13 protein-coding genes are annotated in these 16,621 nt (G+C 35.7%); 10 read left to right on the top strand and 3 right to left on the bottom strand.

Translation table 11 applies throughout. The features are described from left to right. Nucleotides 1-59 precede the first annotated feature (59 nt). Nucleotides 60-1,226 carry a proline dehydrogenase family protein gene (locus MP478_RS06835; RefSeq protein WP_257199995.1) on the top strand — a complete coding sequence of 389 codons (1,167 nt, stop codon included), beginning with the start codon at nucleotides 60-62 and terminating at the stop codon, nucleotides 1,224-1,226. Nucleotides 1,227-1,669: 443 nt separating this feature from the next. Here MP478_RS06835 and MP478_RS06840 read toward each other — a convergent pair whose 3' ends face one another. Further along, nucleotides 1,670-2,215: a helix-turn-helix transcriptional regulator gene (locus MP478_RS06840; protein WP_257199996.1), complete on the bottom strand. Its 546-nt coding sequence runs from the start codon at nucleotides 2,213-2,215 to the stop codon at nucleotides 1,670-1,672. A 970-nt stretch (nucleotides 2,216-3,185) separates the two neighbouring features. On the opposite strand from MP478_RS06840, the gene MP478_RS06845 reads away from it, so the two are divergent. Next, a complete protein-coding gene (locus tag MP478_RS06845; RefSeq protein ID WP_257199997.1) occupies nucleotides 3,186-4,295 on the top strand; it encodes a M14 family zinc carboxypeptidase in 1,110 nt (369 codons plus the stop codon). A gap of 56 nt (nucleotides 4,296-4,351) precedes the next feature. Here MP478_RS06845 and MP478_RS06850 read toward each other — a convergent pair whose 3' ends face one another. After that, entirely contained in the window at nucleotides 4,352-4,852 is a 501-nt protein-coding gene (locus MP478_RS06850) for a DUF4920 domain-containing protein (protein ID WP_257199998.1), read from the bottom strand. A gap of 142 nt (nucleotides 4,853-4,994) precedes the next feature. Here MP478_RS06850 and MP478_RS06855 point away from each other — a divergent pair, with 142 nt between their 5' ends. The 7 genes from MP478_RS06855 to MP478_RS06885 all read left to right on the top strand — a co-directional run bounded on the left by MP478_RS06855 (nucleotide 4,995) and on the right by MP478_RS06885 (nucleotide 13,917). Then, nucleotides 4,995-6,404 carry an APC family permease gene (locus MP478_RS06855; RefSeq protein WP_257199999.1) on the top strand — a complete coding sequence of 470 codons (1,410 nt, stop codon included), beginning with the start codon at nucleotides 4,995-4,997 and terminating at the stop codon, nucleotides 6,402-6,404. Nucleotides 6,405-6,567: 163 nt separating this feature from the next. Further along, complete coding sequence (locus tag MP478_RS06860; protein ID WP_257188933.1) at nucleotides 6,568-7,008, top strand: GPW/gp25 family protein; 441 nt, start codon at nucleotides 6,568-6,570, stop codon at nucleotides 7,006-7,008. Between the two features lie 25 nt (nucleotides 7,009-7,033). Continuing rightward, a complete protein-coding gene (locus MP478_RS06865; RefSeq protein WP_230035375.1) occupies nucleotides 7,034-8,917 on the top strand; it encodes a type VI secretion system baseplate subunit TssF in 1,884 nt (627 codons plus the stop codon). A gap of 21 nt (nucleotides 8,918-8,938) precedes the next feature. Then, nucleotides 8,939-9,865 carry a YiiG family protein gene (locus tag MP478_RS06870; RefSeq protein WP_257200000.1) on the top strand — a complete coding sequence of 309 codons (927 nt, stop codon included), beginning with the start codon at nucleotides 8,939-8,941 and terminating at the stop codon, nucleotides 9,863-9,865. 216 nt (nucleotides 9,866-10,081) lie between these two features. Next, nucleotides 10,082-12,913, top strand: a complete 2,832-nt coding sequence (gene uvrA / locus MP478_RS06875) for an excinuclease ABC subunit UvrA (RefSeq protein ID WP_257200001.1) — start codon at nucleotides 10,082-10,084, stop codon at nucleotides 12,911-12,913. 314 nt (nucleotides 12,914-13,227) lie between these two features. Beyond that, on the top strand, nucleotides 13,228-13,632 hold the full coding sequence (locus MP478_RS06880; protein WP_257188930.1) for a hypothetical protein: 405 nt from the start codon (nucleotides 13,228-13,230) through the stop codon (nucleotides 13,630-13,632). Between the two features lie 150 nt (nucleotides 13,633-13,782). After that, a complete protein-coding gene (locus MP478_RS06885) occupies nucleotides 13,783-13,917 on the top strand; it encodes a protein with bacteriocin-type signal sequence (RefSeq protein WP_230035401.1) in 135 nt (44 codons plus the stop codon). Between the two features lie 61 nt (nucleotides 13,918-13,978). On the opposite strand, the gene MP478_RS06890 is transcribed toward MP478_RS06885, so the two are convergent. Next, the gene (locus MP478_RS06890) at nucleotides 13,979-14,491 is read right to left on the bottom strand and encodes a hypothetical protein (RefSeq protein WP_257200002.1); all 513 of its coding nucleotides are present in this window, start codon (nucleotides 14,489-14,491) and stop codon (nucleotides 13,979-13,981) included. Nucleotides 14,492-14,660: 169 nt separating this feature from the next. On the opposite strand from MP478_RS06890, the gene MP478_RS06895 reads away from it, so the two are divergent. Then, complete coding sequence (locus MP478_RS06895; RefSeq protein ID WP_257200003.1) at nucleotides 14,661-16,613, top strand: type VI secretion system Vgr family protein; 1,953 nt, start codon at nucleotides 14,661-14,663, stop codon at nucleotides 16,611-16,613. Nucleotides 16,614-16,621: the final 8 nt, after the last annotated feature.

Genomic DNA, 16,621 nt, shown 5'->3' on the forward strand with positions numbered 1-16,621 from the left:
ATTCTTTAAATAAACTAAGGTTATTATTACCTTTGTAAAACTAAATTTAATAAATAGGAATGCCCATTTTTAATGATACTAAAGTTGCATTTGCAGATAAATCTGATGCACAACTGAGAAAGGCTTACTGGATGTTTAAAATGATTGAACAGCCTGCACTTACCAGCCTTGGAACATCTGTCCTTAATTTTACAGTACACAATAATTTTCCTTTCGTAACAGGAATTGTAAAAAACACTCTGTTTGCACAATTTTGTGGAGGTGAAACCCGTGAAGAAAGTATGAAAGTTGTAAAGCAGCTTTTCAAAAGAGGAGTTGGAAGTATTTTCGATTACTCTATTGAAGGTAAGGAAGATGAAGAAACTTTTGATGCGGTTTGCAAAGAAATTAAGGACATTGTTAAATTCTCAGTGGGAAATCCTGCCATTCCTTTTATCGTATTCAAGCCTACAGCATTTGGAAGAATTGACTTGTATGAAGCTGTTGGAAAAGGTGCGGAGCTTACCACAAGCCAGAAAGAAGAATGGGAAAGAGTAGTAAGGAGATTTGATGAGGTATGCAGCCTTTGCCATGAAAATGATAAAAAAGTAATGGTGGATGCTGAAGAAACCTGGATGCAGGATGCCGCAGATCACCTTTGTGAAGAAATGATGGAAAAGTATAATCAGGAAAAACCGATCGTTTGGAATACCATCCAGATGTACAGAACAGGAAGACTGGAATACATGGAAGCAAACCTTCAGAGAGCAAAAGAAAAGAACTATTTCATAGGTTACAAGATTGTTCGTGGTGCTTATATGGAGAAAGAAAGAGCCAGAGCAGCAGAAAAAGGATATGCAGATCCTATTCAGCCTACCAAGGAAGCTTCAGATAAAAACTATAATGCAGGAATTGATTTTGTAATGAATCACCTGGATAAGGTTTCTGCTTTCTTTGGAACTCATAACGAAATCTCTTCAGAACTGATTATGGATAAGATGAAAGCCAAATCTTTAAGCAGTGACAATCCTCACATTTATTTTGGGCAGCTTTACGGGATGAGTGATAATATCACTTTCTATTTGTCTGATAAGGGCTATAATGTGGCTAAATATCTTCCATACGGACCTGTAAAGGATGTTGTTCCCTATTTGACAAGAAGAGCCCGTGAGAACACTTCTGTGGCCGGACAGACGGGAAGAGAACTGGGACTTATTAAAAGTGAACTGGAAAGAAGAAAAAAATAACACTTATTATCGGTACATATTAAGCTCACAGAAATGTGGGCTTTTTTTATGGTAAGAATACAATAAATATAACAGCTTTACAGTCAATTTATTAAGGTTAAAAAAACAATGCATATTAGGGATATTAAGTCTAATTCTCATTTGTGTTATATATATCGTAAAATAATTTTATTTTTATTGCTGATTTAATTTTAAATTATTATATTTGATTAACAATAAAAAACTGATGCATGAAAAAATTGACACTCATTACTCCAGTCAGGATTATCTTCATTCGTTTTTTTAAATAGTATGTTGGGGTTTTATTCCTGAAGCTTCCTGATCAACCAATAGAAAATTTACAACTACAGATTCATAAAGTTTTAAAAATAAAATAAAGCAATAGCTTTAGTTTTCTTCTTCAAATATTTTTTAGCCTGACCAATTTTCTTTGGTCAGGTTTTTTAGGGCTCAAAACTTTCGAATTTTCCATTTTCATAGAACAAAACAATACGTTTTATCTTATTCGTTTGATTTCCAATAGCTTGGCTGATAATTTGATCCGCTGAATTTTCTAATCGCTGAGAATCCGATATTTTTTCCTGAGCTTTACTTTGGGCCGATATAACCGATTCTACAGGACCTTCTACGGGAACGTCTGCTTCCATCTCGTCAGCTCCAAATTCATCATCGGTATTCATCATCGTGAAAAGATCGGGTAGAGGTGTTGGCCTTCCTTTTTCTTTTTCATCATCATGAGCCTCATCTTCATCTACTGTTATTTCCGGAAGTTCAGATTTCAGCATTTCGCCCTCACCCGTAACCAGCCAATCCCAAAGAAGTTCCGGGAAGCGCGATTTTATTTTTATGATAAACTCCAGAGAGGGTTTATTTCGGCCTGAAGTAATATGTGAAATGGATGATCGCTGTACATCAATCTCATCGGCAAACTCGGAAGGCGTAAAATTAGAATACTCTATAACTTGTGAAATTCTCTCGTTTAAACTCATAAAAATAAGCTTTTAATTATGTTACAAATGTAAATAATATAATTTACAAAAACAAACCACAAATGTAAATTACAATAAAAATTTATTCAATACAAATGTAAACTACACATAACTATAAGAAAAACAATGATATACATTTTAATTACAATTGTATTAAGCTAATAATTTTATTACTTACAGAGTACAATAAGCTCCATGATATTTCCTATTTTTAACCGTTTTTTCCGATAAAACTTGATTATAAATGTAAATTATGAGACTTTTTCAGAAGTACTTATCGGAAATAATTTTCTATTTTCTACTATTTACATTGTTAACTACTATATCCTTACAAAGAATATATAATAGAGCAAATACTGACTTGTAATGCTTTATAACTATGTTTTCTATTGTATACAATGGTAAATTAATAATGTAAATAGGGGATTAATACCACTTTTATAAACTTTTTAGAGCTAAATATCTCCGTGTCCACCAAAACTATTTTATTTCATTAGATAAAACTCTTAATAATAAAAATTGAACTTCATTTCTGATAAAATTCCCTGGAGTTTCGTTAATTTACAAATGTATAGTAATGTAAAATACGGACTTATCCACATTAGACATGTTTAATAAAATTATGCCTATTTGCTATAAAACAGGTTTTTATTCACTTCAAGTATCTTTATAAACATGATTGAGATAGATTTTGTAAAGTATTGAATTGTAGTTATTTAAATATATTGAATTAAATTATTCACAATCCACAATTTTACCAACAGACAATATGGCTCTTCATGCTGTTTAACAATGTTACAGATGTTAATTGACTAGAATCTCTTTAAATTGTATAGTTTCACTTATGTAAACAAATTGATCAGATAAGGAAATTTTAAAATTTTTACTGTTTTTATAATTGTTTACAGATGTTAATCTGGTTTTTATGCCTTAAAATGGTTAAATTTGATTTTTGTAAACTATTCCAACAATGAATTTTGAACAGATCTATTTCCAACATCCTAATTTTCCTAATCGGTATATTTCCCCTGAAAAATTATTTTCTTACCTACAGACGAATCTCGGCGATTATATTCTGGAGATCGGAAAATCATATTTAGATAAACCTATATATCAATTGAGCATCGGAACAGGTGATATTCATATTTTAGCGTGGTCGCAAATGCACGGAAACGAATCTAATGCTACCCATGCGATGCTGGATCTTTTGGTAAGTTTAGATAAGGCTCCTGAAATGAAAGAAGATTTGTTCAGTAAGATTAGACTTGATTTTATTTTTATGCTTAACCCCGACGGTTCAGAAAGGTGGACAAGGCTGAATGCTGTAGATATTGACCTGAACAGGGATTTTCACAATGAAGCCAGTAGAGAGATTAAGTTTCTTAAGAATGCTGTAGCCTCAAAAAAATATGACTATGCTCTGAACCTTCATGAGCAGAGAACGATTTTTACTACTGACGGTATTCATCCTGCTACACTTTCTTTTTTAGCGCCTTCTGAAAATATAGAACGTACCGTAACTGAAAACAGGAAAAAATGTATGGCAGTGATTGGAAATGTTTATCATCATTTAAAGGAAATGATCCCTAATCAGATTGGAAGATATTCTGATGAGTTTTATCCTACTTCAACCGGTGATAATTTTATAAAAGCAGGGATGCCGACTATTTTATTTGAAGGAGGGCATTTCATAGATGATTATACCAGAAAAGGCACAAGGAAGTATTATACAGTGGCCCTTTACTATGCTCTGAAAGCAATAAGTGAACTCAATTCTGAAACTACCGGATGGGAGGCTTATCTTGAAATTCCTGAAAATAAAGAAACCCATTATGATATTGTCTACAGAAACGTAAGACTGAATACGGAGCATGAATGTATCCTGGACATTGCTGTTCAGTACAGAGAAATAAAAGAGGATGGAAAAGATGAGATTTCCTTTATCCCTTTTGTCATGGAAGTAGGAGATGTGAAAAAACGAAAAGGCTGGCTGGAAATAGACTGTACAGGAAAGAAATTTATTTCTGAAACTAAATATCCCAAACTGGATGCAGCAGCAAGTTTTACAATAGAAGATTAAAAAATACGGCAATCTCTTGATTGCCGTATTTATTTTTTATATAGTAGAGCAGAGTCTTAGTTAACGACTTTAATTCCGTTAGCTACAAATCTGATCTCCTCTTTAGGCTGAGTGATCGCATCAATTTCTGACTGCGGTTTTTTAGCATCTTCAGCATAATGTTTCTGCTCATTTACAGAAGTTATTTTTCTTTCTGCATTTCCTTCCAATACAACATTTTTACCTTTTAAAGCTGTAGGTACAAAGAATCCATAATCTTTCATTTTCACAAAAAATTTAGAATTGTCTTCAGTCTGAATAGTAAGCCAGCATCCTTTTTTATCGCATACATCGGTTACTTTACCCTTAATAGCTACATTCTCCAGCTTTTTGTTATCTTTTTTAAGCTGTTTACCCAGTTGATCCACGGTGATAGCCTTAGATTCAGTTCCGGAAGCTACACTTGCTCCATACGTATCACCTACTATAGCATTACCTGCCGGAGGTCCCACTTCCTGTGCGAAAGCCAATGAAGAAACACTTATTGCAGCTGCAAATATGATGGTCTTGAATTTCATTTTATTATTTTTTTCAAAAGTACTAATTAATATTGAATCAAAAATCAATTAAAAGTTGATATAAAACAGGTGTATTATCGAATTTGTAATAAAATTCAGAATAAAAGACAGATTTGTTTATATTTGACGCCTATACTTGACTATGCAAAAAAAATTGAAATTATGGGATGCCATTATGCTGGTAATGGGCTCAATGATCGGAAGTGGGATCTTCATTGTAAGCGCTGATATGATGCGTAACCTGGGATCCGGATACTGGCTGGTTGTTGTCTGGATTATAACAGGAGTGATGACCGTTGCCGCTGCAATAAGCTATGGAGAGCTTTCCGCTCTGTTTCCAAAAGCTGGAGGACAATACACCTATCTGAAAGAGATTTTCGGAAAGAAGATGGGATTCCTTTATGGATGGGGATTATTTACGGTAATACAAACCGGAACTATTGCAGCGGTGGCAATGGCTTTTGGTAAATTTACAGCCTACCTTATTCCGTCACTTAATGATGCCGCACCTATTTTTCAAAGTGGAGAATTTAAAATTACATGGATACAGATTTTAGCTATTGCTGTCATTCTCTTACTTACCTATATTAATACAAGAGGGGTACAAAGTGGAAAAGTACTTCAGAATATATTTACAGGTTCTAAAATTATTGCTTTACTGGGCTTGGTTGCTGCAGGCTTTATACTGGTGGATTTTTCGCATATGGCTGAAAACTTCAGCCTTGGTACGGATTCATTTAACAATCTTAAGAAAGACTTTAATGGCAACTTCCTTAAAGAAGGTTGGCAGCCTATTGGTGGAATGACGTTATTGGGAGGTATTGCTGCTGCCATGGTAGGTTCTGTATTCAGTTCTGTAGCCTGGGAAAGTGTAACATTTGTTTCCGGAGAAATTGATAACCCGAAGAGAAATGTCGTGAAATCTATGATTTATGGAACTTCTGCGGTGATGCTTCTCTATATTGCAGTTAATTTTGTCTATTTAAATGCATTAGACAGAGATGGAATTGCATTTGCGACCAATGACAGGGTAGCGGTAGCAGCATCACAGAATATTTTTGGAAGTGCAGGAACAGTGATTATCGCTTTACTGGTTATGATTTCCACATTTGGATGTAATAACGGATTAATCTTAGCCGGAGCAAGGGTTTTTCAGACTATGGCAAAAGATGGAATGTTCTTTACATCAGCAGAAAAAAATAATAAAAATGAAGTTCCTGAAAATGCATTATGGATGCAGGGAGTCTGGGCTTCACTTCTTTGTTTGAGCGGGCAGTATGGAAACCTGTTGGATATGATCTCTTTTGTCATCGTTTTATTTTATATGATTACCGTTTTCGGGGTGATTTATTTAAGAATCAGGCAGCCTGGCCTTGAAAGACCTTATAAAACCTGGCTTTATCCAATTACTCCAATTGTTTATTTAGTGATTGGAACAGGCTTCTGTATACTGCTTTTAATTTACAAACAGCAATATACATGGCCTGGGTTGATTATGGTTGTGCTGGGACTTCCGGTCTATTATTTTATTAACCGCAAAAAAACACACTGATATCATATAAGATATAATAGCAGCAAGGCTTTCAATTCAATTTGGAAGCCTTTGTTTTTGAATAATATTTTAATTTATTAAACATTTATTTAGTGAAAATGTGTATTTTGGTATTTCGTTTTTAAGTAAACTTAACCATGAAGTAAAAAATAAGAAGTTGATTATGGATACACCAAATTACAGAATGCCTTTTGTACCTTCAACTTTAATGACTGAAGGCGGAAGCATTGATACCTGCGATATGGGGGAAAGTATTGCCCACAATATCATGTTACTGATTACCACTAAAAAAGGGGAGAACAGATATGATGAAAATTATGGCAACGACGTTTGGAACCTGGAATTTGATAACGGAGTCACCAGCGCGATCTGGGAAAATGTTTTTGTTAAAAGTCTTAAAAGACAGATTCAGGAATACGAACCCCGCATTGTACAGCCACAGATTGATGCCAATATACAGTTTGTAGAACACAGCTACGATACCAAAGAGCACACAGAAATCAAAAAGAAAGTAAGAATTGCGATCAATGCAAAAATGGAAGCTACGGGAGAACGTTTCAGTTTTTCAACAGAATTGTTTCTAAGCCCGATGTCTATTGATTAATTTTTTTTAACAGCACCAAAAATTTATGAATTTAGATCAGAATATATATTCCAAAGAATCTGTAAAAGCCAGAATGCTTCAGAATGCCACTAAAGTTTGGGGACTCAAGAGCCCGCAATCTTTAGATCCTTTTGTAAAACTACTGATAGATGCATTCAGTACAGAGGTCTTTAAGGCTAATAATGAAATTCAGACGGTCAATGCCCGTATTTTAGAAAAACTGGCAAAACTTCTTACGCCATCTATTTATACCCATCCTATTCCCGCTCACTCTGTAGCTTTTACACAGCCTTATGAGTCTTCCGAAGTTTTATTGGAACATACGGAGTTTTTCTTCCGTAAGCAGATGACTTCCACCATAAAATCAGAGTCCGACAAACAGTTGAATATTCCTTTCACTCCCGTAGGAAATGTAAGGATCAATAAAGTTCATACTTCCATCATGTTTGTAGGAAATACTTGCTACAGTATAGATGACCGGTTCAATAAAATTCCTATTGCCAGGTTTCCGGGAAAACCCGAAGATTATAGAAAAATTACAGTAGGAGTTGATGTCAGTAAATATACAAACGAAAATTTCCCTAAATATTTAAGTATCTTTTGTTCCAATCCTGCTTTTGAGCATTTGGATTTTGTCTATAAATTATTACCTTATATTACCGTTACCAGTAATGGAAATCCACTATTTGTAAGAGAGGGATTAAGCTACCTTACAGAAAACCAGCCGGACGGTTACGAACAGATGTTCAGAGAGCAGTCTATCCGGAATAAAGTGATTGAAGATATTAAAAGTATTTACCGTCATAAATTTATTGAGGTAACAGGAATTTCCAACAGTTTATTTTCAGAGCCGGGAAAACTTCCGCAAAATCTTGAATTCCTTCACGGAAAAGAGGAGATTGTGAAATATATGGACAATAAAAAGTTCCTATGGTTAACTTTTGAATTTCCACCCCAGTTTTCTGCTGAAATCCTGGATAACTTTTCATTTGTGCTGAATGCATTTCCTATCTACAATAGAGGTTGGAAGAAAACAGAATACAGTTTAGATATCATGGGGAATAATATTCCTTTGGTTACTGACGAAGGAGAACATTTTCTATATGTAGATGATGTTCAGGACGGAGACGGAAGGAAATATACAGAAATCCCTTTCACACCGGCGGATGATCTTAAAAAAGGTTTGTATACCGTTAGGAAAGGAGGAATGGAACGTTTTACCAGTAGAAATGCTGTGGATATGATTGCCAATGTTCTGGAGCTGACCCGGGATGAAATTGCTGCTTTTTCCCTTCTGAACAGAGATAATGTAAAAGGGGTATTGAGCGAAATGTCTGACAAAATGAAATCTATGGTACAGAAAGTGAATAATGCCAAGAGAAATATCAGACAGGAACTGAATTATGTCATTATGGAGCCTGTAGAAAAAACAGATCATACGTATGCTTCTTTCTGGGTAACCCACTGTACTTTAGCCAATCATATGCGTCCGGGAACAGAGCTGTCTAACCAGCTGAAATCTCAGACCATTGTTTTGCTTGCTGAAACCCTGGGAGGAGCAGAGGAGCAAAAAGGAACAGACAGCATCCAGGCTTATAAATATGCATTAACAACAAGAGATAAGATCATTTCACTTGAAGACGTTAAGAATTACTGCAGGATGATTCTGAAAGATGAAATGAGAGATGTAAGAGTAAGAAGGGGAACCATGGTAAGCAACAGACCTAAAGAAGGTTTTGTAAGAACGGTAGAAGTGGAGATTGTTCCCCAAAACTATTCCTTCTATGGAAGAGCGTATTGGGAAAATATGTCCAATATTCTTAGAAATCAGATTATTGCCAAAGCAATAGACGGTATTGAATATCTGGTGAAAATAACCAATGAAGATGTTGAATTTCAGGATATGTAAAATTAAAACAATACCAAAAATATGAGAAAGATTATGATAATGGCTATGGCCTTGTCCCTGGCAGTAGTGAATATAAGCTGTAAAAAAGGAGCTGATAAACTGGGGAACGCAGTTCTGAATTTGGGAGGAGAACAGGAAGCAAACACTATTATTGATTTTAACAATAATTTTATTGATTCTTATAAAAACACTTCGAAACATGTTGAGAGAATCTTAAAATATGCTGATGAAGCAGTCGTAAGATCAAAAGGCGGGAATGTAATGATGATGCCTGTAATAAGTTCAATGGATTACAGCTTTTCAAAAATCAAAGAGGTTCCCTCCGGATTTGAAAAAGATAAAGCCGGAATTGAATCAGATTTTAATATTTACAAAACCAAAAAAGAAAAAATAGAGAAGAAATTTGAAGAGCTTAAATCTTATATGAATTCTGAAGATTATAAAGATGATAAAGGTGCCAAAGCAGAGAATTTAAGAAAAGAGATTGAAACTGAAGCCGATGCACTCTATTTAGCTGGGGAGAATATTATAATGAAGATTAAGCCTGCAACAGATGCCGCTGAAGAAGTAATCCTTAAAGATCATCCGTTGAAAAACTATATTTTATCTTCCAAAAATGTAATGAATTCTTTAGATTCTGTGGTGGAACTGCTTGGTAAACAATATACAGAAAAATTTAATGAAGCAGAGGCACAGAAAAAGTATAATGAATTCGCCAAAGCTGTGGAAGCCAATGCAAAATTGGTATTCGATGTGAAAGATCCACAGTATGCTTATAAAAAATCTCAGTTTGAAATTTTTAACAAGAATGCTTCCAGCTTTTTAGATACCTACAGAAAACTGATCAGGGATGCTAAGGAAGCCGGAAAAATTCCTGATAATAACATTCAGCAGATCGACTCATCTTATGAATCGGTATTAAGTTCATACAATTCGTTTGTAAAATAATAATATACCCTATACACAATAAAGGACCAATATAATCTGTATTGGTCTTTTTTATTTTTCTGAAAAATCAGCAAAACCTTTTATAGATTTCTCTGAGTACTTCTGTATCACTCAATTTAATAAAGATTAAACTTTTATACCTTTTACGGTTAATAAATTTCCATAAAATTCCGTAATTTTGCACGTTGTGATTTTCAGGCAAAGTCACTCTGAATTATGAGCAAATCAACAGAATATATAGAAGTTTACGGAGCACGTGAGCACAATCTAAAGAATATTAACGTTAAAATTCCTAGAAATGAACTGGTAGTAATTACCGGTCTTTCGGGGAGTGGAAAATCTTCACTGGCTTTTGATACCATCTTTGCAGAAGGCCAGCGTCGCTATATTGAGACATTCTCTGCCTATGCACGTCAGTTTTTAGGCGGGCTGGAGCGTCCGGATGTAGATAAAATAGAAGGACTTTCACCTGTCATTGCTATTGAGCAGAAAACAACCAATAAAAACCCACGTTCTACCGTAGGAACCGTTACAGAGCTGTACGATTTTCTACGTCTTTTATATGCAAGGGTTTCTGATGCTTACTCTTTGTCTACCGGGCAAAAGCTGGTAAGCTATACGGAAGATCAGATTCTTGAGACCATCAAGGAAAACTATAAAGGAGAGAAAATAATGTTGCTGGCACCCGTAGTACGGTCCAGAAAAGGACATTACCATGAACTTTTCGTACAGATGGCAAAAAAGGGCTATGGACAGGCTAGAATTGATGGAGAATTACAGGATATTGAGTATGATTTAAAGCTTGACCGTTATAAAACCCATGATATTGATATCGTTATCGACCGTTGGATCATCGGGGAAAGTGCTTCAGAAAGCAGAATGGAAAAATCGTTGCGTACCGCAATGGAAATGGGCGAGGGCATCATTGGAATCCAGAAGCTGGGAAGTACAGCTATTGAATATTTTTCCAAAAATTTAATGGATGCTGAAACAGGACATTCCTTAGCATTGCCGGAGCCTAATACTTTTTCATTCAACTCCCCAAAAGGAAGCTGCCCAAACTGTAAAGGACTTGGGATGATCAAAAAGATCAACACCGATTATTTTACAGAAAATCCAAAACTGTCAATCAATCAGGGTGCATTATTACCTCTGGAAGATATCAAATCAAACAAATGGATACTGGCGCAGATTAAAAATATCCTTGAGATCTTCGGACTGGGGTTAACAACGCCTTTACAGGATATTCCGGAAGAAGCTTTGAATTACATTTATAACGGCTGTCACAAAGAATTTAATAAAGATCTTAAATACGCAGGAATTACCAAAAAGATAAAGATCAGTTTTGATGGTCTTATTCCTTTTATGGAGGAAATTATTGAGGAAAGAGAATCTTATGAGGCTATCTTGCTGGAAAGGCATTTTACCACAGAAGAAACCTGTCCTGAATGTAATGGAAGCCGCCTTCAGCCTTCAAGCTTAAGCTTTAAAATAGATGGTAAAAATATTGCTGAGGTCAATGGGTTAAGCTTAGCTGATTTAAAAGATTGGTTAATTGACGTTAAAGATAAATTCTCTGAAAAAAATAAAATTATCGCTCACGAAATTTTAAAGGAAATTGAAACCAGGCTTCAGTTTCTGCTGGATGTTGGTTTGGATTATCTAAGTTTGAGCAGAAGTTCCAAAACCCTTTCCGGAGGAGAATCTCAAAGAATACGTCTGGCAACACAGATTGGGTCTCAATTGGTTAATGTGTTGTATATTCTGGACGAGCCAAGTATCGGTCTTCACCAGAGAGATAATGAAAGGCTTATTCACTCATTAAAGAACCTTAGAGATATCGGAAACTCTGTATTGGTGGTTGAGCATGATAAAGATATGATTCTTGAAGCCGATGAGGTGCTGGATATTGGTCCCAGAGCCGGAAAATTCGGAGGAGAGATCCTTTGGCAGGGAAAACCGAAAGATTTATTGAAAGCGGATACCATAACCGCTCAGTATATCAATGGAAAAAGAAAAATCGCCATTCCTGAGGAAAGAAGAGCAGGAAGCGGAAAAAATATATTATTAAAAGGAGCTACAGGAAACAATCTTAAAAATGTAACACTGGATGTTCCTCTGGGAAAACTGGTTGTGGTAACCGGAATTTCAGGAAGTGGAAAATCTTCACTGATCAACGGAACATTATACCCAATCCTTAATAAACATTTCTACAGAGCAGTTCAGGAGCCTTTACCTTATAAAAAAATTGAAGGTCTGGATAATATTGACAAAATTGTGGATGTAGACCAGACTCCCATTGGAAGAACGCCACGTTCCAATCCTGCAACCTACACAGGAATGTTTACAGACATCAGAAATCTTTTTGCAGAATTACCTGAGAGTAAAATCCGTGGATATAAGCCGGGAAGATTCTCTTTCAATGTAAAAGGCGGAAGATGTGAAACCTGCCAGGGGGGAGGATTGAAAGTCATTGAAATGAACTTCCTTCCGGATGTATACGTTCACTGTGAAACCTGTAACGGAAAGCGTTTCAACAGGGAAACGCTGGAAGTCCGCTACAAGGGAAAATCCATTTCCGATGTACTGGATATGACGATTGATGAAGCGGTAGATTTCTTCCAGCCTATTCCTAAGATTTTTGCAAAAGTAAAAACATTACAGGATGTAGGTTTAGGATATATTACTCTGGGACAACAGTCAACAACCCTTTCCGGAGGAGAAGCACAGCGTATCAAGCTGGCAACGGAACTGGCAAAAAGACAAACTGGAAATACCCTTTATATCCTGGATGAACCTACTACCGGACTGCATTTTGAAGACGTGAAAATCCTGATGGAAGCCATTAATAAATTAGTGGAATTAGGAAACTCATTTATCATCATCGAACATAATATGGATGTAATTAAATTGGCAGACCATATTATTGATGTAGGCCCTGAAGGAGGAAAGTATGGAGGACAGATCGTAGCCCAGGGAACTCCTGAAGAAATTGTAAAATCTAAGAAAAGTCTGACAGGAAAATTTTTGAAAAGGGAACTGGAATAATCAGAACATCAATATAAGTATAGGAAAGAATTTGCGAAAGCAGATTCTTTTTTTTATTTAAATACAGGTATTTTCAAGTTGAAGCACCCGATCGGATTAAAAAACAGGTGAAATAGTAAAGATTTAGTATTGTAATCTAACTTTCAATATTAAATTTTCACGTATTTTATAAATTTATACAATTGTTAATCAGATACTTATGTTTTAATGTTAACTCAATGTTAACTGAATGTAAAATTAATATGAATTATTTTTAATAACTTTGAGTAAGAGATAGAGAATAAACCCAAATATAATCTTAAAACCAAATAGTTATGAGAAATAAAATTCAAATATTGACCGCTTTACTTTTTGTTGTTGCATTTTCAGCGGTAGCCAATATTGCTCAGGCACAAACTACAGATCATAATACAATCCAGGAAATTCAATTGAATAAAAGTGAAACTTTTAATGACATCAGGTCTCAACTGATCGCCAATTTTGATCTTACCAAGCCTGAATACAGACAGGGAACCGTCAATTCAGTAGTGAAATTTGATATTGCTAAAAACGGAAAAATTGTAAATGTCCATTCCAGTGGCGATTGCAAAAGCGTAAGCAAAGAAATTGAGAATGTTTTAAGCGAACTTGATTATAGAGTAGACCGCAAAAAAATAAGTGACAATATGGTTGCCTATACCTATGTGATGCCTGTAACCGTAGAAATCAATAACAGATAGTCTTAAGAGTCTATTATTGTAAATAAAGCGAAGTAGATCCTTATACGGATTTTATCTAAATAGTGTAAATAATGAAAATTTTGAATATTAAATTATAATAATAATTAATAGGATTCGTTTAATTTTGTTTAACCATAAAATTAAAACGATATGAAAAATTTAAAGAAACTGACTAAATTAGATTTAAAATCAGTGTATGGAGGAGAACCTAAACAATATTGCACCTATTGCGAATGGGCAGATAAAGTTTTCTGCAGTGAAATCCCAATCGTTCAGTGTCCATAAAAAAATAAAAACCGCTTTTATAAGCGGTTTTATTTTTAACGGGTACTTTGTACAAACTCTTTCATTCTTGTTTTAAGATCTTTAGAATTTCCGATAGAATCAAAGGTGATATTATCAATTTTCCAGCTCCCATCACGTTCCACCAATGTATGGTATCTGTCCATGATACTGTAGGATAGGTTATATTGTACTCAAAACGGACGAGCACCTGGGCTGAAGCATTGTGAATGTCCATAGATTGGATCTTGTAAGCAGTATAGCCTTCATATAAACTTGAAAACATAGCCCCTTCAAATATCAAAGGCTTCTCATCCGGATGATCGCTGCTTTTCACCTTCTCAATATCAGCCTTTGAAGCATTTATGGCATTTTGCAAAGCCTTTTTTAAGTCCGGGGAAAATAAATCATCCGGAATAGGCTGATTATATACGGTTTCATTGGATTTCCCATATTGGCTGTAAAGTTGGTTTACTTTTTCGGTGATCTGTTTTTTATCTGTCGATGAAGATGCTGTTTTACTACAAGCAATAAAGCAGAAGATGAAGCTTACACATATAAAAAGTAGTCGTATCATAGTATAGAATTATTGTTTTTTGAAAATTCAAAAGATATACCAAGACATTAGTTATTGAGCTATTTCTTGAATATTCTATAAAGCAGGTATATTTCCCTTTATTTAGATTTAATTTAAAATATTTTTTATATTTGTGATCATTAGATTCAGAATAACACAAATATAAAGCATGAAAAAAAATACGACTTCAGAACGCGTATCCTTTACTGATGGATACCGTGCTCCTGATAACGCTCAGGCAGTAAAAGAAAATAATACAGCGGGAATCAACCGAATCGTCAAGCTTTCTGCCGTTATCAATGGTGAAATCATTTCCAGTTTTAAACATTTCAAACTAAAGCAGAGCGCTGTAACCCATCACGAATTTGAGTTAACACTGGCTCATGATGCCCTATCCGAAAAACAGGGACATCAGCTGGAACAGGCCAATACATTTTTAGGCAAGCGTCTTACCATCAAAATTGCTTACAAAGATTTTGAAACCAAAAACAGTCCTGAAAGAGTTTTCGTAGGAATCATTACCAAGGTAGGATTCAGCCAGGAAGCTCACAGTTTGGGAAATATAGTTTTAAAAGGCTTCAGTCCTACCATTCTTTTAGACGGATCTCCGCATACCCAGAGTTTTGGAGGATCACAACCTGTCAATACTGGAATTATAGCCGATGAGGTTATTAAACAGGGAATAGATCCGTTTTGGTATGATTTCAGGGTAAATGCCAAAGCCTCATCACAAATTGTCTACAGCTCCCAGTACAATGAAACCCATTACAATTATTTATGCAGGTTGGCAGAAGCCTATGGAGAACAGTTTTTCTATGATGGAGAAGTACTGCATTTCGGAAATATGCCGGCTCCGGCTGCTCCTCTTGAGCTGATAAGCGGAAGTAGTGCCTCAAATATTCATACCGAACTTAGGGCACTCCATACCCAACCCGGTTATTATGGGTACAACAGCAGTAAAAATACCATGCTGACTTCAGGCGAAACTCCATTAAAACATATGGGAAGTCTTGCTCAAACTACTTATTCAAATAATCAAGGTATTTTTAAAACCCCTTCACTTCAGCCGGCTCCCATCAGGGCCGCTACCGATATGGATGTGGTGAATTCCCAAACAGGAGCATGGGGCAGTAAAGGAGTAGATGTATTTGGAGTATCTGGTGATACCACAATGCCGTTTCTATATCCGGGCTGTACCGCAGATCTTTATCTGAGAAAACCTGATTCCAGCAAAACAGGGTATTTCACAAAACTGATGATGACAGAAGTTACCCATGAGATTGATACCTTAGGCCATTATAAAGGAAGTTTTGAAGCCATTGCTTCTGATACAGGATTCATCCCGAAACCTGAATTTACCACCCCTTTTGCAGAAACACAGCCTGCGGTGGTAGTTTCCAACGAAGACCCTTTGGGACAGGGACGCGTAAAAGTAAAATTCCTGTGGCAGCTTAATGAAACAACAGATTTTATCAGGGTAATGAGCCCGGATGCCGGAGGAACAGATCAGATCATCCAAAACAGAGGCTATGTAGCCATTCCTGAAGTAGGAGATCAGGTAATGGTAGGATTTGTACATAACCATCCGGATCGTCCTTTCGTGATGGGCGGAATATTCCATGGTGGAGTTGCCCTAGGTGGCGGTGTGAATAACCATTTAAAATCTATTCAGACCCGAAGCGGTATCCGTATTCTGATGAATGATGCCGAAGGAAGCGTAAATATTGTAGACCCAAGCGGTAACAATTATTTCATGGACGGCAAAGGAAACATCACAGTATCTGCACCTAATGATATCAACTTCAATGCAGGAGGAAACCTCAATATCAATGTCGGGCAAAATATGTCTACCAGCGTTGGAATGAATAAAACAGATACGGTGACGATGAATCATAGTGAAAGCGTGGGGATGATAAAAACCTCTTCTGTGATAGGAGATTCCCAGGTTTTCATCACTGGAAAACTTACAGAGTTTATAGAAGGAGACGTACACAGCGAAGTAAAACAGGAACGTAATGAAATTTCAAGAAAAGAAATGAATTTCAGTACTGAAGAAAATTTTACAAGCCATACGAAAAGCTCAATCTATATGAACAGTGGCGAAAAAGGTCATAACCACTAATATTTTTC

Source organism: Chryseobacterium sp. WG14, assembly GCF_024586945.1.
GTDB lineage: Bacteria > Bacteroidota > Bacteroidia > Flavobacteriales > Weeksellaceae > Chryseobacterium.

What these genes read in the sequence shown, in the direction of transcription:
- MP478_RS06835 (WP_257199995.1), top strand. Translation starts at nt 60, where the DNA reads ATGCCCATTTTTAATGATACTAAAGTTGCATTTGCAGATAAATCTGAT.
- MP478_RS06840 (WP_257199996.1), bottom strand. Translation starts at nt 2,215, where the DNA reads ATGAGTTTAAACGAGAGAATTTCACAAGTTATAGAGTATTCTAATTTT.
- MP478_RS06845 (WP_257199997.1), top strand. Translation starts at nt 3,186, where the DNA reads ATGAATTTTGAACAGATCTATTTCCAACATCCTAATTTTCCTAATCGG.
- MP478_RS06850 (WP_257199998.1), bottom strand. Translation starts at nt 4,852, where the DNA reads ATGAAATTCAAGACCATCATATTTGCAGCTGCAATAAGTGTTTCTTCA.
- MP478_RS06855 (WP_257199999.1), top strand. Translation starts at nt 4,995, where the DNA reads ATGCAAAAAAAATTGAAATTATGGGATGCCATTATGCTGGTAATGGGC.
- MP478_RS06860 (WP_257188933.1), top strand. Translation starts at nt 6,568, where the DNA reads ATGGATACACCAAATTACAGAATGCCTTTTGTACCTTCAACTTTAATG.
- MP478_RS06865 (WP_230035375.1), top strand. Translation starts at nt 7,034, where the DNA reads ATGAATTTAGATCAGAATATATATTCCAAAGAATCTGTAAAAGCCAGA.
- MP478_RS06870 (WP_257200000.1), top strand. Translation starts at nt 8,939, where the DNA reads ATGAGAAAGATTATGATAATGGCTATGGCCTTGTCCCTGGCAGTAGTG.
- uvrA (WP_257200001.1), top strand. Translation starts at nt 10,082, where the DNA reads ATGAGCAAATCAACAGAATATATAGAAGTTTACGGAGCACGTGAGCAC.
- MP478_RS06880 (WP_257188930.1), top strand. Translation starts at nt 13,228, where the DNA reads ATGAGAAATAAAATTCAAATATTGACCGCTTTACTTTTTGTTGTTGCA.
- MP478_RS06885 (WP_230035401.1), top strand. Translation starts at nt 13,783, where the DNA reads ATGAAAAATTTAAAGAAACTGACTAAATTAGATTTAAAATCAGTGTAT.
- MP478_RS06890 (WP_257200002.1), bottom strand. Translation starts at nt 14,491, where the DNA reads ATGATACGACTACTTTTTATATGTGTAAGCTTCATCTTCTGCTTTATT.
- MP478_RS06895 (WP_257200003.1), top strand. Translation starts at nt 14,661, where the DNA reads ATGAAAAAAAATACGACTTCAGAACGCGTATCCTTTACTGATGGATAC.